This window comes from Caulobacter sp. UC70_42, from assembly GCF_044056025.1.
GTDB lineage: Bacteria > Pseudomonadota > Alphaproteobacteria > Caulobacterales > Caulobacteraceae > Caulobacter.
This window is the reverse complement of the sequence record NZ_CP171994.1, coordinates 2,781,607-2,808,499: the sequence shown is the minus strand read 5'-3', so window position 1 is coordinate 2,808,499 and position 26,893 is coordinate 2,781,607. Positions and strand designations below refer to the sequence as shown.

General features: G+C 67.6%; 23 protein-coding genes and 2 pseudogenes. 8 read left to right on the top strand and 17 right to left on the bottom strand.

Features of this window, described 5'->3' with window-relative positions; genetic code table 11:
• Nucleotides 1-2 precede the first annotated feature (2 nt).
• Both ACHMW8_RS14065 and ACHMW8_RS14060 read left to right on the top strand, forming a co-directional pair.
• Complete coding sequence (locus ACHMW8_RS14065; RefSeq protein ID WP_395442869.1) at nt 3-944, top strand: NAD(P)H-dependent flavin oxidoreductase; 942 nt, start codon at nt 3-5, stop codon at nt 942-944.
• A gap of 59 nt (nt 945-1,003) precedes the next feature.
• Entirely contained in the window at nt 1,004-1,963 is a 960-nt protein-coding gene (locus tag ACHMW8_RS14060) for a winged helix-turn-helix transcriptional regulator (RefSeq protein ID WP_395442868.1), read from the top strand.
• Here the strand turns inward: ACHMW8_RS14060 and ACHMW8_RS14055 are convergent.
• The 4 genes from ACHMW8_RS14055 to ACHMW8_RS14040 form a co-directional block, all read right to left on the bottom strand.
• Entirely contained in the window at nt 1,960-2,337 is a 378-nt protein-coding gene (locus ACHMW8_RS14055; RefSeq protein WP_395442867.1) for a nuclear transport factor 2 family protein, read from the bottom strand. The genes ACHMW8_RS14060 and ACHMW8_RS14055 overlap by 4 nt on opposite strands.
• 135 nt (nt 2,338-2,472) lie before the next feature.
• Entirely contained in the window at nt 2,473-2,904 is a 432-nt protein-coding gene (locus ACHMW8_RS14050; RefSeq protein ID WP_395442866.1) for a nuclear transport factor 2 family protein, read from the bottom strand.
• Nucleotides 2,905-2,963: 59 nt separating this feature from the next.
• Nucleotides 2,964-4,322 carry a TonB-dependent receptor gene (locus tag ACHMW8_RS14045; protein WP_395445976.1) on the bottom strand — a complete coding sequence of 453 codons (1,359 nt, stop codon included), beginning with the start codon at nt 4,320-4,322 and terminating at the stop codon, nt 2,964-2,966.
• Entirely contained in the window at nt 4,210-5,268 is a 1,059-nt protein-coding gene (locus ACHMW8_RS14040; protein WP_395442865.1) for a TonB-dependent receptor, read from the bottom strand. Before ACHMW8_RS14040 ends, ACHMW8_RS14045 begins: the two co-directional genes overlap by 113 nt.
• 450 nt (nt 5,269-5,718) lie before the next feature.
• On the opposite strand from ACHMW8_RS14040, the gene ACHMW8_RS14035 reads away from it, so the two are divergent.
• Entirely contained in the window at nt 5,719-6,129 is a 411-nt protein-coding gene (locus tag ACHMW8_RS14035) for a nuclear transport factor 2 family protein (protein ID WP_395442864.1), read from the top strand.
• Between the two features lie 78 nt (nt 6,130-6,207).
• Here the strand turns inward: ACHMW8_RS14035 and ACHMW8_RS14030 are convergent, their stop codons facing one another.
• From ACHMW8_RS14030 to ACHMW8_RS14020, 3 genes are read right to left on the bottom strand one after another with little or no spacing between them, the layout of a single operon-like run.
• Nucleotides 6,208-6,609 (bottom strand): nuclear transport factor 2 family protein, encoded by a 402-nt coding sequence (locus tag ACHMW8_RS14030; RefSeq protein ID WP_125156163.1) that lies wholly within the window; start codon nt 6,607-6,609, stop codon nt 6,208-6,210.
• A gap of 9 nt (nt 6,610-6,618) precedes the next feature.
• Nucleotides 6,619-7,377, bottom strand: a complete 759-nt coding sequence (locus tag ACHMW8_RS14025; RefSeq protein WP_395442863.1) for an SDR family oxidoreductase — start codon at nt 7,375-7,377, stop codon at nt 6,619-6,621.
• A gap of 16 nt (nt 7,378-7,393) precedes the next feature.
• Entirely contained in the window at nt 7,394-8,872 is a 1,479-nt protein-coding gene (locus ACHMW8_RS14020; protein ID WP_395442862.1) for a carotenoid oxygenase family protein, read from the bottom strand.
• A gap of 124 nt (nt 8,873-8,996) precedes the next feature.
• On the opposite strand from ACHMW8_RS14020, the gene ACHMW8_RS14015 reads away from it, so the two are divergent.
• The gene (locus ACHMW8_RS14015) at nt 8,997-9,452 is read left to right on the top strand and encodes an SgcJ/EcaC family oxidoreductase (protein ID WP_395442861.1); all 456 of its coding nucleotides are present in this window, start codon (nt 8,997-8,999) and stop codon (nt 9,450-9,452) included.
• A 34-nt stretch (nt 9,453-9,486) separates the two neighbouring features.
• On the opposite strand, the gene ACHMW8_RS14010 is transcribed toward ACHMW8_RS14015, so the two are convergent.
• The 6 genes and pseudogenes from ACHMW8_RS14010 to ACHMW8_RS13985 form a co-directional block, all read right to left on the bottom strand.
• A complete protein-coding gene (locus ACHMW8_RS14010; RefSeq protein ID WP_395442860.1) occupies nt 9,487-10,695 on the bottom strand; it encodes an acetyl-CoA C-acyltransferase in 1,209 nt (402 codons plus the stop codon).
• Between the two features lie 192 nt (nt 10,696-10,887).
• Nucleotides 10,888-11,316, bottom strand: a complete 429-nt coding sequence (locus ACHMW8_RS14005) for a molybdopterin cofactor-binding domain-containing protein (protein WP_395442859.1) — start codon at nt 11,314-11,316, stop codon at nt 10,888-10,890.
• Between the two features lie 502 nt (nt 11,317-11,818).
• A pseudogene (locus tag ACHMW8_RS14000) lies at nt 11,819-12,961 on the bottom strand (molybdopterin cofactor-binding domain-containing protein); the annotation flags it as partial.
• Between the two features lie 233 nt (nt 12,962-13,194).
• Nucleotides 13,195-13,683, bottom strand: coding sequence for a (2Fe-2S)-binding protein (locus ACHMW8_RS13995; protein WP_125156157.1), 489 nt, complete (start codon nt 13,681-13,683; stop codon nt 13,195-13,197).
• 7 nt (nt 13,684-13,690) lie between these two features.
• Complete coding sequence (locus tag ACHMW8_RS13990; RefSeq protein ID WP_395442858.1) at nt 13,691-14,980, bottom strand: c-type cytochrome; 1,290 nt, start codon at nt 14,978-14,980, stop codon at nt 13,691-13,693.
• Nucleotides 14,981-15,170: 190 nt separating this feature from the next.
• The gene (locus tag ACHMW8_RS13985; protein ID WP_395442857.1) at nt 15,171-16,448 is read right to left on the bottom strand and encodes a glycerate kinase; all 1,278 of its coding nucleotides are present in this window, start codon (nt 16,446-16,448) and stop codon (nt 15,171-15,173) included.
• A 183-nt stretch (nt 16,449-16,631) separates the two neighbouring features.
• Here ACHMW8_RS13985 and ACHMW8_RS13980 point away from each other — a divergent pair, with 183 nt between their 5' ends.
• The 4 genes from ACHMW8_RS13980 to ACHMW8_RS13965 all read left to right on the top strand — a co-directional run bounded on the left by ACHMW8_RS13980 (nt 16,632) and on the right by ACHMW8_RS13965 (nt 22,146).
• A complete protein-coding gene (locus ACHMW8_RS13980; protein WP_395442856.1) occupies nt 16,632-17,837 on the top strand; it encodes a TetR family transcriptional regulator in 1,206 nt (401 codons plus the stop codon).
• 244 nt (nt 17,838-18,081) lie between these two features.
• Nucleotides 18,082-20,292, top strand: coding sequence for a TonB-dependent receptor (locus ACHMW8_RS13975; protein WP_395442855.1), 2,211 nt, complete (start codon nt 18,082-18,084; stop codon nt 20,290-20,292).
• 172 nt (nt 20,293-20,464) lie between these two features.
• A complete protein-coding gene (locus ACHMW8_RS13970) occupies nt 20,465-20,860 on the top strand; it encodes a PhoD-like phosphatase N-terminal domain-containing protein (RefSeq protein ID WP_395445975.1) in 396 nt (131 codons plus the stop codon).
• The gene (locus ACHMW8_RS13965) at nt 20,779-22,146 is read left to right on the top strand and encodes an alkaline phosphatase D family protein (protein ID WP_395445974.1); all 1,368 of its coding nucleotides are present in this window, start codon (nt 20,779-20,781) and stop codon (nt 22,144-22,146) included. Before ACHMW8_RS13970 ends, ACHMW8_RS13965 begins: the two co-directional genes overlap by 82 nt.
• A 60-nt stretch (nt 22,147-22,206) precedes the next feature.
• Here ACHMW8_RS13965 and ACHMW8_RS13960 read toward each other — a convergent pair whose 3' ends face one another.
• From ACHMW8_RS13960 to ACHMW8_RS13945, 4 genes and pseudogenes are all read right to left on the bottom strand, one after another.
• Nucleotides 22,207-23,835, bottom strand: coding sequence for an ABC-F family ATP-binding cassette domain-containing protein (locus tag ACHMW8_RS13960; RefSeq protein ID WP_395442854.1), 1,629 nt, complete (start codon nt 23,833-23,835; stop codon nt 22,207-22,209).
• 130 nt (nt 23,836-23,965) lie between these two features.
• On the bottom strand, nt 23,966-24,850 hold the full coding sequence (locus tag ACHMW8_RS13955) for an alpha/beta hydrolase fold domain-containing protein (RefSeq protein WP_395442853.1): 885 nt from the start codon (nt 24,848-24,850) through the stop codon (nt 23,966-23,968).
• Between the two features lie 14 nt (nt 24,851-24,864).
• Nucleotides 24,865-25,617: an SDR family NAD(P)-dependent oxidoreductase gene (locus ACHMW8_RS13950; RefSeq protein WP_125156149.1), complete on the bottom strand. Its 753-nt coding sequence runs from the start codon at nt 25,615-25,617 to the stop codon at nt 24,865-24,867.
• Nucleotides 25,617-26,827 (bottom strand): annotated as a pseudogene (locus tag ACHMW8_RS13945) (MFS transporter). Before ACHMW8_RS13945 ends, ACHMW8_RS13950 begins: the two are co-directional and overlap by 1 nt.
• Nucleotides 26,828-26,893 lie beyond the last annotated feature (66 nt).

Sequence of the window (26,893 nt, the reverse complement as noted above, 5' to 3'; positions counted from 1 at the left end):
GCATGGCGCTGCCCCCTCACCTCCTCGATCGCCTGAAGGTTCCGGCGATCGCCGCGCCGATGTTCCTGGTCTCAGGGACCGACATGGTGCTGGCCGCTTGCCGGGCCGGGATCATCGGCTCCTTCCCCGCCAACAACGCCCGGACTCTGGACGACCTCGACGCCTGGATCAGCCTGATCGGCCGCGCGCTGCCGGCCGACGCGCCGCCGTGGGCGATCAACATCATGGTCCACCGCTCCTACGCCCGGAAGGACGAGGAGCTGGAACTGGTGCTCAAGCACAGGCCGCCGATCGTCATCACCGCCCTGGGCGCGCCCACCGGCGTGGTCGACGCGATCCACGGCTATGGCGGCCTGGTCTTCGCCGACGTCAATTCGCTGACCCACGCCGAGAAGGCGGCGGCGGCCGGCGTCGACGGCCTGATCCTGGTTGCCTCGGGCGCCGGCGGCCACACCGGCCCGATCTCCGGCTTCGCCTTCGCGCCGGCGGTGCGCGAAATGTTCGACGGGACCCTCGTCCTGGGCGGCGGCATCGGCAGCGGCCGCGCGATCCTGGCCGCCCAGGCGCTGGGGGCGGACCTGGCCTATCTCGGCACCCGCCTGATCGCCTGCGCCGAGAGCATGGCCCAGCCGGCCTACAAGCAGATGCTGATCGACTCGCGTGCCGAGGACATCGTCACCTCCGCGGCTCTGACCGGCATCCCGGCCAACTGGCTGCGCCAGAGCCTGCTGGCGGCCGGCTACGATCCCGCTTCACTGACCGGCCGCGCCGAGATCCAGCTGGGTCGCCCCGAGGACTCGGCCAAGCGCTGGCGCGACGTCTGGGCCGCCGGCCACGGCGTCGGCGAGGTCAAGACGATCGAGCCGCTGGCCGCAATCGTCGAGTCCCTGGCCGCCGACTACGAACGCGCCCGCGCGACAGTGGGCGCCGGCCGGCGAGCTTGATAGAGAGGGCGGCGCGATGGCTATCGACCTTCCGCCGCCCTCGCCAGATACGGGACCTCATGGCCGAAGACAGTCCGCCGGAAACCATCTCCCCGCGCCCGCTGAACCAGTTGGTGCAGGCCAATTCGGCCACGCGGGCCCTGAACGTGGTGGGGGATCGCTGGACGCTGATGATCCTCTACCTGGCCTTCCAGCGGGTCCGGCGGTTCGACGATTTCCAGGCGCGCATCGGCCTGGCCCGCAGCCTGCTGACCGATCGCCTGAAGCGGCTGCAGGCGGCCGGGGTCATGGTCCGCACGCCCTATGCCGAGCGCCCGAACTGGTTCGAATACCGGCTGACCGAGATGGGCCGCGATCTCTACAGCGTCGCCCTGGCGATCATTGGCTGGGAGAAGCGCTGGTTCTACGACCCGGCCAATCCCGGCCACCGCCTGCGTCATAGCTGCGGGGCGGAGTTCACGCCGGTGTTGGCCTGCGGTCATTGCGGCGAGGCCCTGACCGTCCGCAACGTCATTGTCGAGCCAGGCCCCGGCGCGGGATACGAGCCCTCGGCCCCGCCGCGCGCGCAGCGTCGGTCGATCGTCCCGTCGGAGGGGCTGAACAAGGGCAATCCGATGCTGGACCGCGCCTTCCAGGTGCTGGGCGACCGCTGGACCAGCCATGTGATCGCCTCGGCCTTCGCCGGCCGGCGGCGGTTCGGTGATTTCCAGGAGGCGCTGGCCATCGCCCCCAACATCCTGACCGACCGCCTGGGACGGCTTGTCGAGCTGGGCATCCTGCAACGCGTTCTCTATCAGACCCGGCCTGAACGCTGGGAGTACCGCCTGACCGACGAGGGCAAGGATCTGCACCCGTTGATCATCGAGCTGAACCGCTGGGGCGACCGCTGGCTGGCGACCGAGGCCGGACCGCCGACGATCATGCGCCACCGGACCTGCGGCGCCGTGCTCGAGCCGCGCATGATCTGCGATCAGTGCGGGGGACCGGCCGACCTGACGACCGTCCTGCCGGCCGCCTAGCGCGCGACGGGACGGCCGATCATTTCCTTGACCTCGGCCGAGAGCGGCTCGCCGTTCTTCATCGCCAGGCTGAGGCGGCCGTCGAAATATTCGCGCCACTCGCAAACCTTGTCGCCCCGGAACTCCAGGCTGCCGGCATAAGGAATGGCGATGTGCTCGCCGGTGTGGAACCAGAACTCGTCGACGCCTTCCATGAACAGACGATGGTCGTTCTCGGCGTGGTCGAATATCCGCCAATGGTTGGTCTTGATCTTGGACGCCATGGCCACCAGCACCTCGCGCATGGCCGCCTTGCCGCGGATCGCCGGGGCGAAGCCGCCCGAGTTGCGCCAGATGATGTCGTCGGTGACGTGGACCAGCACGCCCTCGAACATCCTGACGGCGCCAGGCGGCGATGATGGCTTCCAGGACCGGGTAGAGACGGGCCATGCCAGCGCCCTCCGCTGAAGTGATGGGAAGAAGGGCCAGGGCCGCGCCCAGGCCCACGAGATCGCGTCGCGCCAGGCCGCTCATCCGACGGCCTCCCGACCAATCAGAGCATCCACCTGGGCGGTGAACGGCTCGCCGGCCTTCTGCTGGCCGATGACGGCCAGATCGACATAATCACGCCAGCCGGTGATCAGACCGTCGCGGAAGTCGAGCACGCCGGCATAGGGCACGGCCATGCGCTGGCCGTCCGTGGTCCGGTAGTCGTCGACGCCCTCCAGGAACAGGCGATCCGCCGTCTCGGCGTGGTTGAAGATCCGCCACTGGATGTCGTGCATGTCGCTCTGGAACTTCACCAGCAGCTTGCGCGCCGCCGCCTTGCCCTTGACCGGCGGCAAGGCCGGCGCGGCGTAGTGCCAGACGATGTCGTCGGACATGTAGCTCAGCACCTTGTCGACATCCTTGGCCTGCCAGGCGGCGATGACTTCGGTCAAACGGGAGAACAAAGCGCCCATCGGCCCCTCGGAAAAGAAGGCGCCGGACAGCCCAGGGCCGCCGGCGCCAGGATACGGAGTTAGAACTTGGTGGAGAGTTCGACGCCGAAGGTGCGCGGCGTGCCGAACGACGACACCGCATCCCCCAGGATGTCGATGATGTTGGTGCGGTAGACCTTGTCGGTCAGGTTACGCCCCCAGACCGAAACCGCCCACGGCTTGTCCGCCGGCGACAGGCTGATGCGACCGTCCAGCAGGCCGTAGGGCTTCTCGTACTGGACCGTGTCGGGCGCCCAGAACATCTTGCCCTGCTTCTTGTAGGCCAGCTTGAAGTGCAGCGCGTCCTCCAGCCCGAAGGCCGCGGTCGTGTATTCGGCGCTGGCCGAGAGCTGATACTTCGGCGTCCGCTGCATGAAGTTGTCGTTGTACGAAATCTTGGTGACCGGATCGACGAAGTCAGTGTACTTGGCGTCGAGGATCGAGCCGCCCAAGGACACGCGCAGACCGCGCATGGGCGCGATCTGGAACTCCGACTCGACGCCTTTGATCTTGGCGGCGCCGGCGTTGGAAATCACGTTGCACAGGCAGGTGCCGTCGGTGCGCTGCACCTGCAGGTCGGTGTAGTCCATCAAGAACACCGAGGTGTTCCACCGCGCGCGACGGTCCAAGAACTCCCACTTGTAGCCGGCCTCGTAGTTGGTGACCGACTCTGGCCGGTAGGGTTGTTGCGCGGCGAAGGCGTTGGGCGCGTCGTTCTGGAAGCCGCCGCCCTTGAAGCCCACCGACACCGTGGCATAGGCCATGAAGTCCCCGTTCGGCGTCCAGGTCAGAGTGGCTTGCGGCGTAACCTTCGACCACTTCTCGCCATAGGGTGTGAAGAAGCCGTTCGGGTCGGTCAGCGGCGTCAGCGGGGTCTTGTCGTTGGGGTTCAGCTTGTCGCCCAGGGCGATGGCCCTTCCCTCCTGCGTGCCGCTCTTCTTGTCGCGCGTATAGCGGACCCCGGCTTCCAGCTTCACCGTGTCGGTGAACTTGTAACCAAGCTGAGCGAAGACGGCGATGTCGCGGTTCAGGCCGTGGTCATCCCAGTAGCTCTCGCCCGAAAGCGCGCCCAGAACGGTGCTCTCGCCCCAGAAGCGGTTGGTCTGACGCACCTTGTTGTGCAGGTAGAAGCCGCCGACGATCCAGTCGAAACGACTGTTGTCGTAGTGCGAGGTCAGGCGCACTTCCTGGGTGAACTGGGCGATGTCCTCGACGAAGTTCACCGGCTCGGCGAACAGCAGCGGGGTGATGACGCCATAGCCGTTGGTCGGACCGACGCCCGACTGATCATACAGCGTGAACGCCTGGCCGCCGCGATAGCCGGTCACCGACGTGAAGCCGACATCGGGGAAGATGTCCTTGTCGACCTTCAGGATGAAGCTGGCCGACTCGTGCTGCACCCGCTGGCGGGTCGGGGCGGCGTCGCCCTTGAACTGCGGCCACACCGGCAGGCTCTCTCGGATGGAGAGACCGCCGCGCAGGGCGGCGATGGCCAGGCGGGCCTTGTACCACGGCGCGAAGCATTCGGGTCGGCGTGGTGCAGGTCGTCTCGCCCATGCCCACGCGGTTGGGGCCGTTGCTGGTGTCCCAGTTGTAGTCGGCGATGAAGCGCACGCGCAGGTCGCTGCCTTCGGGCTTGTAGAGCAGCTGGCCGCGGATCTGCTTAGAGTCGAGGTCCTCCAGGTCGACGTCGTGGAGAATGTCCTTGGCGTAGCCGGAGTGGTTGATCGTCTGGAACGACAGGCGGCCCGCCAGGTTGCTGGTGATCGGACCGGTCACGTGGCCGGTGGTCTGTTGCAGGTTGTAGTTGCCGAAGGTGACGGCGACCTGGCCGCTGTAGTCGAACCGAGGCTCGGCCGAGATGACGCTGATGGCGCCGCCGGCGACGTTCTTGCCCAGCACCACGCCCTGCGGACCGCGGATCAACTCGACCCGGTCGATGTCGTAGAAGGACGTGTTCAGGTTGCCCGAGCGGCTGACATAGACATCATCGACGAAGGTCGAGACCGACTGGTCGGCGGTCGGGGCCGACAGGCGCGTATTGACCACGCCGCGGATGTTCAGCTCCAGCGCCTGGGGCGAGTTCTGGGTGAAGGACAGGCCGACCGTGGCGTGGCCCAGGTCCTCGGAGTTCATGATCTTGTCGCGCGCCAGGGTCTCGCCGCCGACGGCCGAGATCGAAAGCGGGGCCTGCTGCAGGTTCACTTCGCGCTTTTGCGCGGTGACGACCAGTTCCTCGAGCGTGTTCTGCGGCGCGGTCTGGTCGGCCGAAGCGGCGAGCGCGGGCGCGCCCAGTCCGACGCCCGCGATCAGCGCGATGATGGAAGCGGATCTCTTGAGATGCATGTCATTCCTCCCCGGGGACCTGCGCCGATCGATCGGTCTTGGAGTCCCTTGTGTTGACGACCGGGCGAGCCCGGGTGGTTGCGGCGTCGAGGGGAGCGCGCTGAGGAGGCGACGTTGTGCTCGCGAGGGCCCGGACCGCCCGGCATTCGCTTGCATAACGAAAATACATCTACTGGATCACGGCATCGCGGCAGCCAGCGCGACGACACCCATGAAAGCCCCCGCGAAGCGCTCCCTCTCCCTTTTCAAGGCTCTTGAACGGCCTATGGCGCGAGAATTGCCCTTTTAGTCTCGTAACGCAAGTGTCTATTTTTGGGCGGTGGAACGGCCTTTCCCAGCCTGAGCCTCAGGGTCGACAGGGCGAGAGCCCGCCATTAAGTACGATTATGAAAGTTCAAAAGAACAGCATCGGATCCGGTCAAGCTCGGAGCCGATTTCAGGGAGAAGACCATGTTGACCCATGAACAGAAAATCGCGCGCGGCCTGGAGATGGCCGACGCCTGGAAGCGCATGGACTGGCGCGCGATCGCCGACATGTTCACGCCCGATGGCGTCCTGCACTCGATGATGGTCGAACCCATCGTCGGGCGCGAAGCGATCCACGCCCGCGTCTCGGCGCTGGGCGACGGGCTCGAGGCGATCGAGCTGAAGATCCATCACATCGGGGTGGTGGACGGCCTGCTGTTCATGGAACGCAGCGACGAGTTCACGATCCGGGGCAAGTTCGGCTCGGCGCCGGTCGTCGGGATTCTCGAATTCGAAGGCGACCTGATCAAGACCTGGCGCGAGTACTACGACCGCGCCCACCTGCTGAAGGCCATGGGCGTCACGCAGGACTTCGACCACGCGGGCCGCCACTAGCTGGCGAACAAAAAGGGCGGGTCCCGCGAGGGACCCGCCCCAGTCTGGCGGCCGAGTAGGAAAGCCGCGGATCTCGTCTTAACGACCGAACGGGCGCAGGGCCGCCGACTTGGCCGAGTCCAGATACTCGTCCAGCCGCGTGATCAGCCCGTTCTCGACCTTGACGACCACGCAGGCGTCCATCGCCCAGCGCTCACCATTGGGCAGGGTGGCCTCCAGCACGTGCTGCTGCATGAAACCGTCCGGCAGGGCCTCGACGCGCAGCACGCGGTAGTTGCGGTCAGGCAGGGTCTTCACGAACCAGGCCAGCACCTTGAGGTTCTGGTCGACGGTCTGCTCGATATTGTCGGTGTTGTGCCACAGCTTGGCGTCGGGCGCGTAGAAGGCCCGGACGGCTTCACCGTCCCCGTCCTGGATGGCGGCCACGAAGCGCTTGGCGAAATCCACATAGTCCATTTTTGGGGTGTCGGGCTTGGACATGAACGCTCCTCAGCGGCCAGTGGTGACGCGCTCGCCCGCGAGCGACCGACGCATTTGAAGTTCGAAGCCCTTCGGATCGCGGGCCAGGTTGGCGCGTACATCGATGGCCATGAAGTCGGTGTCGACCTCGTCGGCCTTGCGCTTGATGGCCTTCAGGCCCGCCTCGGCGATGGTCGCCGGCGTCTCCTTGAAGCCCTCGACATGGCTGGCCATGCGCGTGTCGACCGAGCCGACGATCAGGGCGACGACATTGGTGTTCTCGGGCGCCAGCTCGGCGCGCAGGCAGGTGCTCATCGCCCGCGCCGCGAACTTGGACGGGCTGTAGCCGCCCATACCCGGCACGGCCACGATGCCGCCAGCCGACAGCACGTTGACGATGGCGCTCTCCGGAGCCTTGGCCAGGATCGGCGCGAAGGCGCGGCTCATGCCCAGGGGGCCGAAATAGTTGACCTCCATCTCCAGGCGCGCGGTCTCCAGGTCGGGCGCCTTGAGCAGGGTCTGCATGCCGAACTGGCCGGCGTTGTTGACCACGATCGTCACGTCCTGGCATTGCGCGGCGGCGGCCGTGATCGTCTCGGGCTTGGTGACGTCCAGCGCGATCGCCACGACCTTGCCGCCGGCCTCGTCGACCAGATGCTGAGCGCTGGCGACGTCACGCGCGCCGACATAGACCTTGGCCGCCCCCGCGGCGACGAAGGCGCGGACGAAGGCCTCGCCGATGCCCCGGTTGCCGCCGGTCACCAGCGCGACGCTGTTCTTGATATCCATCTGGAACTCTCCGATTTCAGGCGGCGCTGACACCGTCGCGGATGAAGGCCCGATCGGCCCAGACGCTGTGGGTGCCGCTGGACAGTTTGTGGGGCAGAGCGATGCGGACGACCGGCCCGTCCTCGAAGCGCTTGCAGTCGATCAGCACGCACTCGGAGGTCTGCTTGTTCTCGTCGATGATGAAGCTGACGAGATAGCCGTCGTCCTCGTCCACAGCCCCGATACGCGGCACGAACGGCGACTCGCTGGCGTAGCGCCCTTCCGGCAGGGTCACACTCCAGGACTCGCCGGTCTCCAGGTCGTGCTTGACGAAGCCGGTGAACAGGAACCAGCCGGGCTTCGCCGTCGTGGAATAGGCGTAACGGTACGGCTTGCCGGCGTAGCGCTGGTTGAACATGCCGAACTCGAGGATCCGCTCGTCCAGATGCTTCTCGGTCGTCTCGCCGGTCTTCAGGTTGAAGCGCCAGCGGTGCAGCTTGGGCCGGAAGGACTGCTCGTCCAGGAACGCCATCAGGTGGCCCATGCCCTCGGGCGCGTCGGCCAGCGGCGGCGGGGTCGGATCCTCCTGGAAGTAGCCGTCCATGACGATCTCGTCGCCCTCCTCGTAGGCGTTGAGGAAGTGCAGGATGTAGGTCGGCGCGGCCTCGAACCAGCGGATCTCGTCGGAGCGTCCGTAGCGCGGGATGATCCCGAACCGCGACGGCAGGTCCCGATGGAAGCGCGTGGCGTGGATGTTGCGCTTCAGCAGTTCAGGGTCCCAGAAGACCGGCAGGTCGTTGAGGATCGAGTAGTTGGTCGTGAACACCATGTCGTGCGGCAGGCGCGGCCCGGGCAGGTCGATCGGCACGTAGTGCGTCGTCTTGCCGTGCCGGTCGACCACGCCGTAGTGCATGTAGGGCGCGTGCTTGGAGTAGTTGAAGAACAGCAGTTCTCCGGTGGCCTCGTCGATCTTCGGATGGGCCGAGACGCCGTCCAGCGGCCCCCAGCTGGCGACCCCGCCCTGCTCCAGCGTCTCCGGATCCAGCCAGTAGGCCTCGCCGCACTGATAGAAGGTCGAGACGATCTTGCCCCCATGCACGACCACGTCGGTGGACGAAGCGTCCTTCATGCCGCCATGGCAGCCGAAGCCCGGCCGCGTCGAGACGCCCGGACCGTCCATGAGGCCGCCCCATAGCGAGCCGCCCGCCTCCTGCTCGGCCTGGAAGCCTCGCGTGCGGACGAAGCGGTTGCGGTAGTCGGCGCGCCCCTCGCGGATGCTGATCATATGAACCATGCCGTCGCCGTCGAACGGGTGATAGCGGCCCAGCGGACGGTGGACGGGGTTCTCGGTGTTGCGGATGTAGACGCCGTCGATGTCCGTCGGAATCGCGCCCTCCAGCACGGTCAGGTCGGTGGCGTTGACCTCTTCGTGCTGCGGCGTCCACGGTCCGGACATGTAGGGGTGATTGCTGTGCCCAAGCGTCGTCAGAACGGGGGGCAGGCGCTCCAGCTTCATCGAGACTCTCCCTGCTTCAAAGACGACGTGACCGCGCCTCTTGTCACGACCCTAGCATCATGGTCTTGTTATGCAAGTGATGTCGTAGCGTCATCCGGCGCATAAAAAATCACGGGAGGAAATCATGAAGATCGCAAGCGTGGTCGCGTCGCTGACGCTCGCCCTGGCCCTCGCCTCGCCGGCCTTCGCGCAGGACACCGACGCCAGCCGCCTGGCGGTGGCGCGCGACATGATCGCGGCCTGGAAGCACGCCGACTGGCGCAAGGTCGCGGACCTGTTCGCCGAGGACGGAACGCTGAAGTCGATGATGGTCGCTCCGGTCAAGGGCCGGACGGCGATCTACGAACGCATCGCCGCCCTGGGCAAGGGCGCGCCCGACGGCGTCACCCTGGACATCGCCCACATGGGGATCATCGACAATCTGGTGTTCATGGAGCGCGTCGACCGGTTCGTCTACAACGGTCACCCCGGCGCGGTTCCGGTGGTCGGCGTACTCGACATCAAGGACGGCAAGATCGTCGAGTGGCGCGAGTACTACGACCGCGCAAGCCTGGAAAAGGCGCTGAAGGGCGAACCCTGACACAACCGGTCGGCGCGGGGTGCTCCCGCGCCGTCTACCCCGCCCGCTCCAGCACCATCGCGGCGCCAGCCCCAACGCCGCCCGTCGCCACCACGAGGCCTGTCTCGACATCGAACTGAGCCATGTCGTCCAGCAGGGTCGTGGTTAGGATCGCTCCGGTGGCTCCCATCGGGTGGCCCATCGCCAGGTGCCCCCCATTGGGATCGAGGCGCTCCGGATCGAAACCGAAGTCGCGCGCGAACAGCACCGGCACGGCGGCGAAGGCTTCCATATATTCGACGACCCCGACTTCACCCAGGGCCATGCCCGCTCGACCGAGCGCCTTGCCCATCGCCACCGGGCCGGCCGTCAGCTGCAGGACATGATGGTCGGTCGCCTCGCCTAGCGCGCGGATCCTGGCGACCGGCGTCAGCCCCAGCCGCCGCCCCGCCGCGCGCGAGCCCAGCAGCACCAGCGCCGCGCCGTCCGAGATCGGCGGGCAATGAGCGATGGTGTGCAGGTGCTCGACCCTGCCGAGCTCGGGGAAGCTCTCCAGCAGGATGTCGTCATAGCCTTGCGCGCCGGTGGCGGCGAACACCGGCCCGAAGCGCTCCAGCGACTTGCCGTCGCCGTAGTCGCGGATGTTCTCGTCGCGATCCAGGGCCACCGTCTGGTCCTCATTCAGGATCGGCACGACCCGATTGTCATAGCGGCCCTCCCGCCAGGCCGCCGCGGCGCGCTGGTGGGACTTGAGGACGGCGGCGTCCAGTTCGGCCCGCGTCAAGCCCTCGCGCGTCGCCAACAGATCCGCCGCCAGCCCGACCGGCGCCCAGCCCATGCGCCTGGCCAGCGCCATGTCGGCATAGAAGTCGGCCTGGTCGGCCAGGAACGGCGTCTGTGACATCGACTCCGCGCCCCCCGCCAGGGCCAGATCGACCTCGCCGGCGGCGATCCGCCGCGCCGCGTCCGCGATCGCCGACAGACCCGAAACGCAGAAGTTGTTGATCGTCAGGCACGACATCGCATCGGGCAGCCCCGCCTGGATCCGTGACGCCAGCGCCAGGTGACCGCCCTGAACGCCGAACTGGGTGACGCAGCCCAGGGTGAAATGTTCGGCGGCATGGACCGCCTCGCGACCGTTCCTCGCCTCCAGGGCCCGCACGAGTTGCGCGACGAGCCCGGCCGGCTTCACCCCGGCCAACGAACCGTCCGGACGCCCCTTGCCCCGCGGCGTGCGCACCGCGTCAAAGATATAAACGTCCATCCGGTCACTCCCCGAAAGTCAGTATTCGTTTAAAAGTCTTTTTAACGAAGTGACCTAGATCAGACCAGAAAGCAATCCCATCGTCGACGGACGCGAGACGCCGGATGGACGCTTTGGGGTTGCGCGGAGGTTGCAGCCAGCGACCGGCGCCGCTTCCCGAGACGGGGCCGCGGCGCCATGCCGGTGGGGCGATCAGGTCTGTTCCGCGAGCGCCTTCAGCACGGCGGCCGAGGTGATCGGGATGTGCCGCAGGCGCACACCGACCGCGCGGAAGATGGCGTTGGCGATCGCCGGGGCGACCACCGTCGTCGCCGGCTCGCCCAGGCCGACCGGCACCTCGACGCTGTCGACGAACTGGATGTCCAGCTCCGGCGTGTCGGAGATCCGAAGCGGCGTGTAGGTGTCTAGGTTCAGGTCCTTGACCTGGCCGTTCACGAACTCGGTCCCTTCATGCAGGGCCATGCTCAGGCCCCACAGCGCCGCGCCTTCGGTCTGGGCCCGAGCGCCGTCGGGATCGACGATGGTGCCGGCGTCGGTCACCAGGGTCAGCTTCTGGACCGTGACCACGCCGCTGGCGCGGTCCACGTGGACACGGGCGACGCAGGCCACCCAGGTCGGCATGTCGCGTTCCTGGCCAAAGCTGGTCGCCAAGCCCAGGCCGGTGTCCTTCGGCAGCGGTCGCCCCCAGCCGGCGGCTTCCGCCGCGCGACGCACCACCTCGGCCTGGCGCTTGGCCCCGCCCTTGGTGCTGGCGTCGCTGCCTGCATTGGCGCCCGCGCCCGTCAGCAGCTTCAGCCGCAGGGCCACCGGATCGGTCTTCAGGTGATGGGCCGCCTCGTCGATGAAGCTCTCGCCGGCCCAGTTGGTCCAGCCCGGCCCCACCGACCGCAGCCAGCCAGGTCGGAAGGTCTCGTTGGCCAGGTCGTTGTTGATGGCCCGCACCTTGTGGGCGCCGACCTCGTACCAGTGATCCGCGCCGGAGATGGCGAAAAGGATCGTAGGCCACGCCATTCTTGCCCTTGGGCATCAGGGCCGGGGCGTTGGCCAGGGTCGGCCAGCCGGCGGCGGCGTGGTGTTCCTGGGCGAGGATGTTCCCGCCCCCGTCGAAGGCCATCCGCACGGTCTGGACCGAGGGCGAGCGCACCGAGTCGAAGCGCACGTCGTCCTCGCGGGTCAGCACCAGCTTGACCGGCTTGCCCAGAGCCTTGGCCGCCAGGGCCGCCGGCACCGCGTAGTCGCCGTTCAGCCGCCGGCCGAAGCCGCCGCCCAGCATGTAGGTGCGCATGACGATCTGCGTCTCAGGACGCCCCAAGGCCTTGGCCAGGGTCGGCAGGATCAGGCTCTGCCACTGGTTGCCGGTGTGGATCTCCATCATCCCGCCCTTCTCGAAGGCCAGGGCGTTCAGCGGCTCGAGCTGGAAGTGCAGCACGGTGGCGGCGGTGTAGGTCTGTTCCAGCACCGACTTGGCGGCCTTGAAGGCCGGGGCGGTGTCGGCGGTCTTGTTCTCCAGCAGCGCGCCGCCGTCCGGCTTGGCGATCAGGCTGGCGGCGTGGTCCTGCAGATCCCTTTCAGACACCTTGGCGCCCGGCCCGGCGGACCATTTCACCTTGACCAGTTCCGACGCGCGCAGGGCGGCCGGATAGCTTTCGGCGATCACCAGCACCCAGCCGGGGACGGTGTCGGACGGATCCTCGATCGTCAGGCAGCGCAGGTAGCCCTTGATCTTCTTGGCTTCGCTGTCGTTGACCGACAGCACCTTGGCCCCGTGGCGGGTCGGCGGCAGCTTGGGCCGCGCGAACACCATGCCCGGGACCTTGGCGTCGATGCCATAGATCGCCGCGCCGTTGATCTTGGCGGCGATGTCCAGGGCCTTGCCCGGCTTGCCGATCAGCTTTCGCTCGGCCGCCGGCTTGATCGGCAGCTTGGCCAACTCCTCGGGTGTGAACGTCCGCGCGACGCCGCCGCGCTTGACGATATCGCCGTACGAGATCGACCTGCCGCCGACATGGACCACGCCGCCACGCGCCGTCCCGCCGGCCGGCGAGACGTTCAGCAGCTTGGCCCCGGCCTCGACCAGGGCGATGCGCCCCGCCGCCCCGGCCTGGCTGAAGATCGGGAAGGTCTGCCACACCGACCAGCTGCCGCCAGTGACCATCAGGCCCCACTTGGGATCGCTGTCGACATGGACGATCCGCACCTTGTCCCAGGCGACGTCCAGCTCGTCGGCCAGGATCCGGGCCAGGGCGGTGCCGACATGCTGGCCCATCTCGGCGCGGATGATGTTGACGGTGACGATCCCCTCGCCGTCGATGGCGAACCACAGCGTCGGCTCGAACCGGGGCCCGGTCGAGGCTATCGGAACCCCGCCAGGCGCGGCCGGATCCATCGCCGCCTCGACCAGGGCGGAGAAGCCGAACGCCAGGCCCGCGCCCGTCGAGGCGATCAGGAAGTTGCGGCGCGACAGGAAGCCGCCGGACTCGCCTTTCGGCGGCAGGCGGCTCACGACTTAGCTCCCGTCGCGCTGGGCGCGTTTCCGCCCATCGCCTCGGCGGCCTGCTTGATGGCCGCGCGGATGCGGACATAGGTCATGCATCGGCACAGGTTGCCGCTCATGGTCGCGTCGATGTCCTGGTCGGTGGGCGCGGGGAAGTCCTTCAGCATGGCGGCGGCCTGCATGATTTGACCCGACTGGCAGTAGCCGCATTGCGGGGTCTGCAGGTCCAGCCAGGCCTTCTGCACGGGGTGCTGGCCGGCCGGATCGAGCCCCTCGATGGTGGTGACTTCCGCGCCCTCGACCGCGCTGATCGGGGTGATGCACGAGCGGGTCGCCCGGCCGCCGACATGGACGGTGCAGGCCCCGCACATGCCGACGCCGCACCCGAACTTGGTGCCGGTCAGGCCGATGTCGTCGCGGATCACCCACAGCAGGGGCGTATCCTCGTCGGCGTCGATGGAGACGGCCCGGCCGTTGATCGTGAACTGGGTCATGGCTGGCTCACTTTCCCTGCGCGCGGATCGCCGCGACCTTCTTCTCGAGGTTCGGCCAGGCGGGCTTGTCCGTACGGGTGGCGCGCAGATAGCCCGCCAGCTTGGCGACATCGGCGTCGCTGAAGCGGTTGAAGCTGGGCATCACCACGCCCGGCGCGCCGTCCCTGGCGCTGACGCCGTACAGCACCACCCGGATCAGGTTGGTCGGATCGTCCAGATTGACGGCGCTGTTGAGGGCCAGGTCCGGCCGCAACGGATTGGGCTGGCCCGCGCCGTTGTAGTGGCAGGAGGCGCAGGCCGCCGTGTAGAGCCGCGCCGACGGATCGTTCTGCGGCCCGACGTTCAGCCGGTCGGCGGCGGCGGCCCGTTGCAGGGCCGGCGCCAGGGTCGAGGACCGGCCCGCCGCGCCGTCGCGATCGGCGAAATAGACCGCCAGGGCCTGGATGTCCGCGTCCGGAAGCTTGACCAGGCCGTCGTGAACCACCGGCGCCATCGGGCCGGCGGCGACGCCGTGATAGCGGCTGACGCCCGTGCGCAGGTAGGCGACGAGCTCGGCCTGGTCCCAGGGCGCGGGCGAGGGATTGGCGGCGGTCAGCGGCGGGGCGATCCAGTTGTCGATCGCGGCGCCGGCGAAGGCCTTGTCGCGTTTCTCCGCACCCAGGACGTTGCGCGGCGTGTGGCAGGCGCCGCAGTGGCTGACGCCCTCGGCCAGATAGGCGCCGCGGTTCCATTCGACGCTCTTGGTCGTGTCGGGCTCGAAGCGGCCGGGCTTGAAGAACAGCAGCTTCCATCCGGCCTGCAGGGCGCGGATGTTCAGCGGGAAGGGAATGCCGTTGTGCTTGGCGGGCGCGACCACCGCCGGCCGGGTCATCATGTAGGCGTAGAGGGCCGAGACGTCGGCGTCCGACAACTTGGTGAAGTGGTCATAGGGGAACGCCGGGAACAGGTGGCCGCCGTCGCGGGCCACGCCCTCGTGCATCGCCCGGCGGAAGGCCGCCTCCGACCAGGTTCCGATCCCGGTCTTGGGGTCGGGGGTGATGTTGGTCGAGTAGATCGTACCGAAGCTTGTCTTCATCGGGTAACCGCCCGCGAAAGGCTGGCCGCCCTTGGACGTATGGCAGGTCGAGCAGTAGCCCGCCCCGGCCAGAACCTCGCCGCGCGCGACCAGGTCCGGCGCGAAGCTGGATGGCGCGGGCGGCGCGATCTCGCCGATCGCAGGCCGCCAGGCGAAGGCCCCGAAGCCCACCAGGCCGACGACCAGAATCGCCAGCGTTCCGACGAGGAGACGTTTCAGCACGGAGGGCCCTCCTGGCGGTCCCGCGCGGACGCTCAACGCCCATCCGCAACAAGGCCAGATGCGGAGAGCTTGCGAGCAAACCCGGCCTCAGGCAAGGCATACGCACGTTCTGCGAGACGTTCGCAAAGCGACCACTTCCCTGCCGATCACGCCGCCCGAAATCACGGCGATCACTGGTGGCGCCACCTGGTCATGTCGAGGTTCTGGAGGACGAGGCGTCGATCAGGATCGCCCGGAAGTCATTGACGTTGGTGCGGGTAGGACCGGTCACCAGCAGGTCGCCGAGAGCGGCGAAGGCGCCATATCCGTCGTTGTCGGCCAGCCGCTCGGCGGCGTTCAGTCCAAGGGCCGAGAGGCGCGCCAGACTGTCCGGAAGGAGGATCGCCCCGGCGTTGTCCTCGGAGCCGTCGATACCGTCCGTGTCGGCGGCCAGGGCGTGAATTCCTGCCCGGCCGTCCAGGGCGACCGCCAGGGCCAGCAGATATTCGGCGTTGCGGCCGCCCCGCCCGCCGCCCGTGACCGTCACGGTCGTCTCGCCCCCCGACAGCAGGACACAGGGCGGCGCAATTTCGCCGCGCCCGGCGGCGATCTCCAGGGCCAGTCGCGCGTGGTCGGCGGCGACGCTTCGCGCCTCGCCCTCGATCGCATCGCCGAGGATGGCCGGGGTCAGCCCTCTTTCAGAGGCCGCCCGCGCCGCCGCGTCCAGGGCGTCGCTCGGACGCGCGATCAACGCCACTTTCGCATCGGGGACGGTCTTGGGCGTTTCGCTGCGGGGATCATCCAGCCAGGCTCGGACGGGGCCAGGGATCGCGATGCGCCAGCGCTCAAGGATCGCCAACGCCGCCTGGCGCGTCGTCGGGTCAGGAACGGTCGGCCCCGAGGCGATTGTCGAGATGTCATCGCCGGGCACGTCGGATATGGCCAGGGTCACGACACGCGCCGGCGCGGCCAGCAGCGCCAGCCGGCCGCCCTTGACCGCGGACAGATGCTTGCGAACGCAGTTGATCTCGTCGATCGCCGCGCCGCTGCGCAGCAACTCCCGCGTGATGGCCTGCTTGTCCGCGAGGGTCAGTCCCGGCGCGGGCGCGGTGAGCAGAGCCGAGCCGCCGCCCGACAGCAGGCACAGCACCAGATCATCGGCGGTGAGGCCCTTCAGCAGCGCGATCATGGCGTCGGTCGCGGCCAGGCCCGTCGCGTCGGCGACCGGATGCCCGGCCTCGACGACCGTGATGCGCTCGCACGGCGCGCCGTGACCATAACGGGTGATCACCAGCCCTTCGAGCGGGCCCTCCCAATGAGCTTCCACGGCGGCGGCCATGGCGGCGGCGGCCTTGCCCGCGCCAACCACGATCGTACGCCCCTTGGGCGGCGCAGGCAGATGCGGCGGCAGGCATAGTTCTGAGGAGGCGGCGGCGACCGCCGCCTGGAACATCGCTTTCAAGGCCTCCTGGGCCTCCATGTCGGTCATGTTCGCCCCCCTCTCTCTTGGCCAGGTCACGCTCCGCCAACCCGTCAAAAGCACAAATCAGTTGAAACTCGATGCGGCGCCTTCAGGGTCGCCGCCACGCCGGCGCGCGAGGGTCCCTTGCCGCCTATACTATGCGACGCGATCTCTTGAGGTTCGCGGGCGGGCTCACGCTATAGAAAAGTCATGACTTCAGGACCACCCGACGCCGCTCCCGCCCCCGATCCCCAGATCGATCGCCTGATCGAAGCCGCTCGGCGAGAACTGGCCCATGGCGGGCTGCGCGCGATGAGCTTCCGTCGGCTGGGCGACGCCGTGGGCGCGACATCGGGCGCCCTGGCCTATCATCTCGGCGCCAAGGCCGACATCCTCAGCGAGGTGGTCACGCGCGAACGGCTTCGCGACCAACGCTGGCACGACGAATGGCTGGAACGCCTGGATGGCCTTGAACGCCTGGATCGCCAGGCCTTGGCCGCCATCCTGGAGCAGTATCTCGACGCCATGGTTCAAGGCGAGGCGCGCCTGACGCAACTGATCTGGATGGACCTAGCGCTACGGGCGCCGCGCGACGCCGAGGTCGCCGCCCAGGTGACGCCGTGGCTGGCCGAGCGCCGGGCCTTTTGGACGCGACTGTTCGAGGGGCGCATCGAGGCCTCGGCCATCTGGGCGGGCCTGGCCGCGGCCTATGTGACGGACGAGGGCTTCAACGGGCTGGTCGTGGGCGCCGACCTCGACTACCGCCTGCTGCGCCGGATGGCGATCGACCGGCTGTCCAGCCGACTGGAACGCGACGGCCTCGGGCGCGAGCCGTTGTTCTCGCGCCTGGTGCGGCGAATGGATGGGCGCCTGGGCCTGCCGGCGGGCGATGTCCCGGACGCCATGGGGCCAGGGCCAAAGCGCGACGCCGCCCTCGCCGCCTGCCATGTTCTGGTCGATAGCGGCGCCGAAGCGCTCACCCACCGGGCGGTCGCCGAGCGCGCCGGCCTGTCCCGTTCGGCCGTGGGCTATTATTTCAGGACCGCGGCGGATCTGTTCAAGGCGGCGATCAGCGGCGTCTATCTGATCGCCGACGGGCGCGGAGATCCGCCTTCGCCGCCACCCGGCGTTGACCCGATCCCGTGGCGAGGCCAGGCCGTCGCGCGCGGGGAGCTGGCCGTGGTCCTGGCCGCCGCCCGGGATCCGGCGCTGTCTCCCTATGTCATCGACCAGCGCCGCTGGCGTGGCGTCAACTATGTCCGCCTCTTGAGATCCAGAGGCTATTCCGGTCTCGACGCCCTCGACGGTCAGACCGCTTCGATGATCGCCACCGGACAGACAATCCTATCCGGCGTGGACGGCGACGACCGCCGCGACCTGTTGGTGAGCTGGCTGATCGCGCGCCACAAGGACTAGACAACCGTTCGATCCCGTAAGGAGGCGCTCAAGGCATTTTGCCGCCAGAATTGGGACAACTGTTATGTTGACGTCATAATCACCTGCGATTAAGCCCCTGCTCAATAACTTTTAAGGAGGGGCGCTTATGTCGGCACAAGGAATTTTCTCGGCCTTTCGTTTGGCGCTCTGCTGCAGCGTCAGCGCACTGAGCGCTGGACAAGCGTTTGGACAAGAGCTGCCTGCTCATGACGATGTCGCGACCGTGGGCGATATCATCGTCACGGCGCAGAAGCGCACCCAACGCATTTCGGAAGTGCCCATGTCGATCAGCGCCTACGACGGCGCGACCCTGGAGCGGCTGGGGGTGACGGAGCTGGACAGGATCGCCCAGCTGACCCCGGGCCTAGTCATCCAGCTGCAGGATCGCCTGCTGCCGGGGATTTCGCTCCGCGGCATCACCTCGGACGACACGTCGCCGGCGGCCGAGCCGCGGGTGGCCCTCTTCCAGGACGGCGTGCCGATCACGCAGATCGCTTCCGGCTATGGCGAGATGTTCGATGTTGACCGCGTCGAGGTCGAAAAGGGCCCGCAATCGACCCTGCATGGTCGTTCGGCCCTGAACGGGGGGATTTCCACCTTTCAGAAAATGCCGACCGACACGCTCGGCTTCGAGGTTCGCGCGGGGCTGGGCGACCATGGCCAACGCCTGGCGCAGGCCGTGGCCAATCTTCCGGTGAACGAGAAGTTCGGCCTTCGCATCGGGGCGCTGAAGCGCCAGCGAGACGGCTTCCTGAAGAACACCCAGGGCGGGACCTACAACAACGTCGACGGCCAGGCCTATCGACTGACGGCGCGCTACGCGCCCAACGACGCCTTCAACTTCCGGTTCTCGGGAACATACGACCGCGACGACACCGACAGCGGCGGCGCCTTCAAGTCCAACGTCTTCGTTCCCCGCAACCAGCAGACCGGCGCGGTCGAGGGCGACCTGCGCTTCTGGACGCCGACCCATCTGAGCACCTTTGGCGACATGGCGAAGGACTACAGCAGACGGAAGATCGTCGGGCTGAGCGGGACCGCCGACCTCGTTCTGAACGAACGCTTCGACCTGACGTCGATCAGCGGCTATCGCTGGTACAAGGCCTGTCAGGCTGGCGATATCGACGGCACGCCCACTAACATCATCGCCTATGATCTCTGCAATGACGGGGAGCAGTTCTCGCAGGAGCTGCGCCTCAACATTCGACGCAGCGGGGCGTTCGAGGGCTTCGTCGGGGCCAGCTATTTCAACGCCAGCAACGCCCAGCAGACGGACCTCGGCGCCGACGAGCGCGCCATGGCGTTGCTGTTTTCGGGTACGCTGCACCGATATGCGCCCAACGGCCTGACGAACAGCCAGATCAACGCGGCGCTCGGTTCGGCGGCGGCCAACTACAAGCCTTTCCACCTGGATCGCCGGCGACAGACGGCGGACATCGAAACCTATGACCTATTCGCGGATGGAACGTTCCATCTTACCGACAAGCTCCAGGCCTTTGTCGGCGGACGCCTGACCTGGGACGACAAGGCGGTGTCCATGCAGGTCACGACGCCCAAAGGCGTATCCCGCCTGACCGGGGGCGCGTTGCTGATGACCCTGACGCCGGCCGGCGGGATCGTCACGGGGGACCACGCCTCCAGCCTGGCCACGGGACGGGCCGGGCTACGCTATCAGGTGACGCCGACCGTGAATGTCTACGCGGTCTACGGGGTCGGCAAACGCCCGGAGAGCGTCGACCTGACCGCCTCCGGCGCCGTCAACATACTGCCCGCCGAAGAACTGGCGTCCGCCGAAACGGGTATCAAATATCGCCTCTTCGACGGCGCGCTGTTCGGCGACGCGTCGATCTACCACTTCAACTACTCCAATTTTCAGACCTTCCAGCGCAATGGCGACCGCCTGGAGCCCGTGAACGCCGGCAAGGCCAAGGCGACCGGTTTCGAGACCCAGGCGACCTGGCGTCTAGCGGACGGTCTATCGGTGTTCGGAAGCTACGCCTACAATCACGCGCGCTTCAACGGCGGCGCCTATGACGGCAACAGTTTCCGCAACAGCCCGGACAACAAGTTCGCGCTCGGCGTCAACGCCTCCGTTTCGACGCGCCTGGGCGAGCTGTCGCTCACCCCCGTCTACAGCTGGCAATCGAAGATCTTCTTCTCCGACGACAACGATCGCTCCGACCTTCAGGTCCGCTCGCGCGCGGTGTTCTCGGACAAGACGGTCGATGAATACCAGGACGCCCTCGGCCTCCTGAACATCCGTCTCGGCCTGACCCCCGCATCCGGCCCGTGGTCGTTCGCGGTCATGGGCGAAAACCTGCTGGACGAGAAATACATCGTCGACGGCGGGAACACGGGCGACTCCTTCGGCATGCCGACCTTCATCACGGGACCTCGCCGCACCGTGCGGTTCGAAGTCAGCGCTCACTTCTGACGCATCGGCGGTGACCGGAGCGTCGCGCGCGACGGTCACCGCCCCCCCTAGGGAACCAGAACCATGAAGCTTGATCGACGCGCCGCCCTCGGCCTCGTTGGCGCGGCCGCATATGCGGCGACCGCGGGAAACGCCACCGCGCGCTCCGAGGAGCCCGCGAATTTCCTGCACGGTGTCGCCTCCCGGCGATCCCCTGCGGGATCGGGTCATTCTCTGGACCCGCGCCACGCCCTCGCGACCCGACGCCGCGGCGGTGTCCGTGGATTGGGAGGTCTCGACGGACGTCGATTTTCGAAAGGTTGTCCGACGCGGCACGGCGACGACCACCGCCGCCCGCGACTTCACCGTCAAGGTCGATGTCGCGAGGCTGCGGCCGAACACCGAGTATCGCTATCGCTTCCGCGTCGGCGACCGGATCTCCCCCGTCGGCGTCACGCGCACCCTTCCGGTCGGCTCCGTGTCGGAAATGGTCCTCGCCGTCGCCTCCTGCGCGCTCTATCGACCGGATTCTTCAACGCCTACCGCGACATCGCCAACCTCGATCGCGTCGATGTCGTTCTGCATCTAGGGGACTACATCTACGAATACGGCGGCGGCCCCGACCAACTCGGCATGAGCATCGGGCAGAAAATCGGACGCGCGCCCACCCCCGCGAACGAGGCCCGCACCCTCGCCGACTATCGGGAGCGGCACGCCTGCTACAAGCTGGACGCCGATCTCCAGGCGGCCCATGCGCGAGCGCCCTGGATCTGCGTCTGGGACGACCACGAAACGGCCAATGACTCCTGGAGCGGCGGGGCGCAGAATCATCAACCCGACGAAGGCGTCTGGAGCGATCGTCGCGACGCCGCCGTGCGGGCTTTCTACGAATGGATTCCCATTCGGGATCCTGAACCGGGCGCATCGCCGCTGGCGATCAATCGCACCTTTGAGCTGGGCGATCTGGCGACCCTGATCATGGTCGAAAACCGTTTCCTCGGTCGCGACCGCCAGATCAATCTGCGCGATCCCAACGATGTGGCCTGGAACGCGGTGGATCTGACCGTTCCGGATCAGCCGGTTCTGGTCACCGATCCCGAACTCAAGCGGAAGATCCTGACCGCGTTCGCCCAGGGTCGCCCCGTGGCGGCGCCCTATGGAGTCAGGATGGACGCCGATTCCATCCGTCGCTCCATGTCCCGGCCCGACCGCAGCGTCTATGGCCATGCGCAGGAGGCCTGGCTGCGCGATCGTCTGGCGGAGTCGGTGCAGGCTGGAAAGCGCTGGCAGGTGGTCGGCAATCAGGTGGTGATGGGGCACACGACGGGCTCCGACATCGCCGGCTTCCTGGGAAAAGAGGGCTGGGCGCGGGCCTTTGAGCAGGTGACGCCCCTCCTGCGTCCCTGGCTTGAGCAACTGGCGACGCTGCCGAGCGATGTTCCGTTCGAGTTCGACGGCTGGGACGCCTATCCCGCCGCGCGTGAGCGCATGAACCGGATGTTCGTCGAGACGGGGAGCCGCCCCCTGGTGCTCTCGGGCGACAGCCACGCCTTCTGGGTCAATGAATTGCACGACGCCCAGGATCGGCGCGTGGCGGCCGAGCTCGGGGTCACCGCCATCACCAGCAGCAGTCTCGGCAACATGTTGGGCGACGTCGAACTGGGTCCGGCCTTTTCAAAGGCCTGCCCGGAGGTGCGCTTCTGCCAGCATCTGACCAAGGGGTACGGGCTGGTCACCTTGCGGGCCGACGACGTCCGGATCGACCTGATCGGCGTGACCACGGTTCTCGAACGCAACTATGAGCGGTTCGTCCTGAAATCCTACCGGGTTCCCTCCAATCCGGCCGGCGGCGTTGGAGCGATGGAGGAAATCTAACCGCGGCGGGCGATCACGATCGAGCGTGGACGAATGTGATCGCCCCGCACGGCCTCGCCGCTACCCGCCCGGATGCAACCCCGGCGCTTCCTGGCCGGTGCGGGCGACATATTCAGTGTAGCCGCCGCCGTACTGATGGACGCCCTCGGGCGTCAGTTCCAGCACGCGGTTCGACAGGGCGCCCAGGAAGTGGCGGTCGTGCGAGACGAACAGCATGGTGCCCTCGAAGTCCGCCAGGGCCGCGACCAGCATCTCCTTGGTCGCCATGTCCAGGTGGTTGGTCGGCTCGTCGAGCACCAGCAGGTTCGGCGGATCGAACAGCATCTTGGCCATGACCAGACGCGCCTTCTCGCCGCCGGACAGGACGCGGCAGGGCTTTTCGACATCGTCGCCGGAGAAGCCGAAACACCCCGCCAGGGTGCGCAAGCTCCCCTGCCCCGCCTGCGGGAACGATCGCTCCAGCGACTCGAAGATCGTCTCTTCGCCGTCCAGCAGGTCCATCGAGTGCTGGGCGAAATAGCCCATCTTGACGCTGGCGCCGATGTTGACCGCGCCCTGATCGGGCTTGGTGTCGCCCGCCACCAGCTTCAGCAGGGTCGACTTGCCGGCCCCGTTGGCGCCGAGCACGCACCAGCGTTCCTTGCGGCGCACCAGGAAATCGAGGCCTTCATAGATCGGCCGGGCGCCGTAACCCTTGTGGACATTGCGCAGGCTGATCACGTCGTCGCCCGACCGCGGCGGGCTCTGGAACTCGAACTGAACCGCCTGGCGACGGCGCGGCGCCTCGACGCGCTCGATCTTGTCGAGCTTCTTCACCCGGCTCTGGACCTGGGCGGCGTGGGAAGCGCGCGCCTTGAACTTCTCGATGAACTTGATTTCCTTGGCCAGCATGGCCTGCTGGCGCTCGTACTGCGCCTGACGTTGCGCCTCGCCCAGCGCGCGCTGCTGATCGTAGAAGTCGAGATCGCCCGAATAGGTGATCAGCGAGCCGCCATCGATCTCGACCACCTTGCCGATGATGCGGTTCATGAACGCGCGGTCGTGCGACGTCATCAGCAGGGCGCCGTCGTAGTTCTTGAGGAAGGCCTCGAGCCAGATCAGGCTTTCCAAATCCAGGTGGTTGCTGGGTTCGTCTAGCAGCATGCCATCAGGCCGCATCAGCAGGATGCGGGCCAGCGCCACGCGCATCTTCCAACCGCCGGACAACATGCCGACATCGCCGTCCATGCGCTCCTGGCTGAAGCTCAGGCCGGCCAGCACCTCGCGCGCCCGCGCTTCCAGCGCGTAGCCGTCCAGTTCCTGGAAGCGCTCCAACACCTCGCCATAGCGCTCCATGATGGCGTCCAGCTTGTCGGCCTGATCCGGATCGACCATGGCCGTTTCCAGCGTGGCCATCTCGGCGGCCAGAGCGCTGACGGGGCCGACGCCGTCCATCACCGCGGCGACCGCGCTCTGGCCCGACATCTCGCCGACGTCCTGGCTGAAATAGCCGATCTTCATGCCGGGATCGATCACGACCAGACCGTCGTCGGGCTGCTCCTGACCGGTGATCATGCGGAACAGCGTCGTCTTGCCGGCGCCGTTGGGGCCGACAAGCCCGACCTTTTCGCCCTTCTGGATGCCCATCGAGGCTTCGATGAACAGAAGTTGGTGGCCGTTCTGCTTGGAGATGTTGTCGAGGCGGATCATGGGGCGGTCTGCTAACGCGGGCGGACGGAGAACACCAGCCTTGGCGCCACGCCAATTCCGCGTCTGGCGGCCCTAAAGGATGGCGCGCGACACAGAAGGTCCCGCTCCGACTGGCCGGGCGGCTCCCGGCCTACCGGGCGCCGAGCACGCCGTTCGCCGCGAGAAAGTCCAAGGCGTCGCGCTCGATCCTGTCCTGCTCCTCCTTCGGGAACTTGCCATGAACGCCGCCCGCGACGGAATGAAAGCGGTTGGGCACGCCGGCCTTGTCCAGGTCCGCCTTCAGCGCCAGCGACGCCTCGTAGGGCACGGTCGGGTCCGCGTCCCCATGGACGATGAAGACGGGGGGCAGCCCCGCGCGCACATAGGTCGCCGGCGCCATCGTCGTCCACAGCGTCTCCGGCCCGCCGCCGATCCACCGTGCGGTCGAAGGGCTCTTGAAGGCGCCGGGAAGGTTGGACCGCAGGTGATAGGGTCCGTAGAAATCGAGGATGGCCGGCACGGTCGGCTGGTCGCGGCAGGCCGGCAGGTCGATGTCGTTGGCCTTGGGCAGCATGCCGGCCATCAAGGCCAGGTGGCCACCGGCCGAGGTGCCATACGGCACGACGCGCCGGGTGTCGAAGCCGTAGGTCCTGGCGTTGGCCTTCACCCAGGACAGGGCGCAGCGAACGTCCTGCACCGCCGCCGGCGCCGTGGCGACGTCACTCAGGCGATACTCGACCGTGACGACCGAGAAGCCCGCCGCCAGATAGGCGCGGAAGCCGCCCCATCCCGCCGGCTTCTCGCCCTTCCACCAGGCGCCGCCATGAATATAGACCAGCACCGGGCGCGGACCCTTGAAGGCGGTGTTGCGATAGACATCGAGATGCAGGTCCTTGCCGCTGGCCTGCAGGTAGACGACGTCCTTGGTCGCCTCCGGCGCCGGGATCGAGACCGGGGGCGCGGGCTCGGTCGGGGCCTGGGCGGCGACGGACGTCGCGCCCAGCAGGGCGATGGCGGCGAGGGTCTGAGTGATCATCGATGTCTCTCCCGTCAGCTCATCAACAGGCCGCCGTTGATGTCCAGGCAGACCCCCGTGAGGAAGCTGGACTCGTCGCTGGCCAGATAGGCCACCGCGTCGGCGATCTCGGGCGCGCGGCCCTCGCGACGCAATGGGGTGCTGGCCGCAACGCGGGCGCGGACCTCGTCCTTTGAGAAGGTGTCGTGGAAGGTGGTGCCGATCATGCCGGGGCACAGAGCGTTCACGCGGATCCCGTTCGGCCCCAGTTCTTTGGCCATCGCCTTGGTGAAGGTCATGATCGCGCCCTTGGCCGTGGCGTAGGCCGTGGCGCCGGGACCGCCGCCATCCTTGCCGGCTTGCGAGGACAGGTTCACGATCGCCGAGCCGGCGGCCATGTGCGGGACGGTCGCCTTGGTGGTCAGGAACACCGAGTTCAGATTCAGATGCATGACGTGATCCAAGAACGCCTCGTCCATCTCGTCCAGCGTCTTGCGGGCGACCATGCCGCCAGCGACGTTGACCAGGGCGGCGATCGGGCCGCCGAAGGTCGACAGGGCCGCGTCGATCAGCGCCTGGACGTCGCTCGCCGAGGTCATGTCGCCCTTCAGGATCAGCGCTCGGCCACCGGCGGCCTCGATCTCGGCCAGGGTCGCCTTGGCGCCATCCTCGCTGCCGAAATAGTTGATCGCGACATTGGCGCCTTCGGCCGCCAGCTTCAGCGATACGGCCTTGCCGATATCGCGCGCGCCGCCGGTGACGATGACGGTCTTGTTGGTGAGGCGCATCAGGATTTTGCTCCGTTGGTAGTGCGGGCCGCGAGGGCGGGATCGACGAGGCGTTCGCCCCGGCCGCCCAAGAGCCAGATGGATAGGATGGAAAGGGGAACCAGGCTGGCGCCCATGGCGAAGACCGGGGCGTAACTGACCTTGGTGGCGACCGGGACGATCCAGGTGGTGATCAGCACCCCGGCCACGGCGGCGGTGCCGCTGATCCCGGCCAGGGATCCGACCGACCGACCGGGCAGATAGTCGCTGGGCAGGGTCTGGATGTTGTTGATGGCGATCTGGAAGCCGAACAGGATCACCGCGATCAGCAGCACCGCGTGCAGCGGCGTGGAGGCGCCGATGGTCAGCAGCAGGGCCGGCAGCATGAAGAGGCCGCCCAGGGTGATGACCCACATGCGGGCCTTGACCGGCCGCCAGCCGCGACCGATCAGCCAGCCGGAGATCCAGCCGCCGAACAGGCTGCCCGCCGCCGCGCCGACATAGGGCACCCAGCCGAACAGGCCGATCTGCTTGATGTCGAAGCCGAAGCGTTCGGCCAGATAGATCGGCAGCCACGAGACGAACAGCCACCAGACCGGATCGACGAAGAAGCGGGCCAGGATCAGGCCCCAGGCCTCGCGGTGGCGAAGCAGGCCCAGCCATGTCGGACGGTAGTCGACCTCGGCCTCGCCCGAGGTCGGGCGCTGGCCGGTGAGGATGTGCTGACGCTCCTCGTCCGACAGCCAGGGATGATCCTCGGGCGCGGCCCGGCAGATGATGGCCCACGGCACGACCCAGATCACGCCCAGCAGGCCGATGATCAGGAAGGTCGCGCGCCAGCCGAAGGTGAGGAACAGCCAGGCGATCAGCGGCGCGGAGATGATGGCCCCCACGGACGCGCCGGCGTTGAAGATCCCCTGGGCGAAGGCGCGCTCACGGACCGGGAACCACTCGGCGTTGGCCTTGGCGGCGCCGGCCAGTTGCCCGCCTCGCTGACGCCCAGGGCCGCGCGCAGCACGCCCAGCGTCAGGATCGACCGCGCGGCCGAATGCAGGGCGATCGACGCCGACCACGCCAGGATCGACAGCATGAAGCCGAGCCGCGTGCCCAGGGCGTCGAAGATCTTGCCGAAGATCGTCTGGCCGGCGGCGTAGGACAGCATGAAGCAGGTCAGGATGAGCGCGTACTCTTCCTTGCCGACGCCCATGTCCTTGGAGATCTGCGGCCACATCACGGCTAGCGCGTTGCGGTCGATATAGTTGATCACCGTGGCCAGGCCGACCATGCCGACGATCAG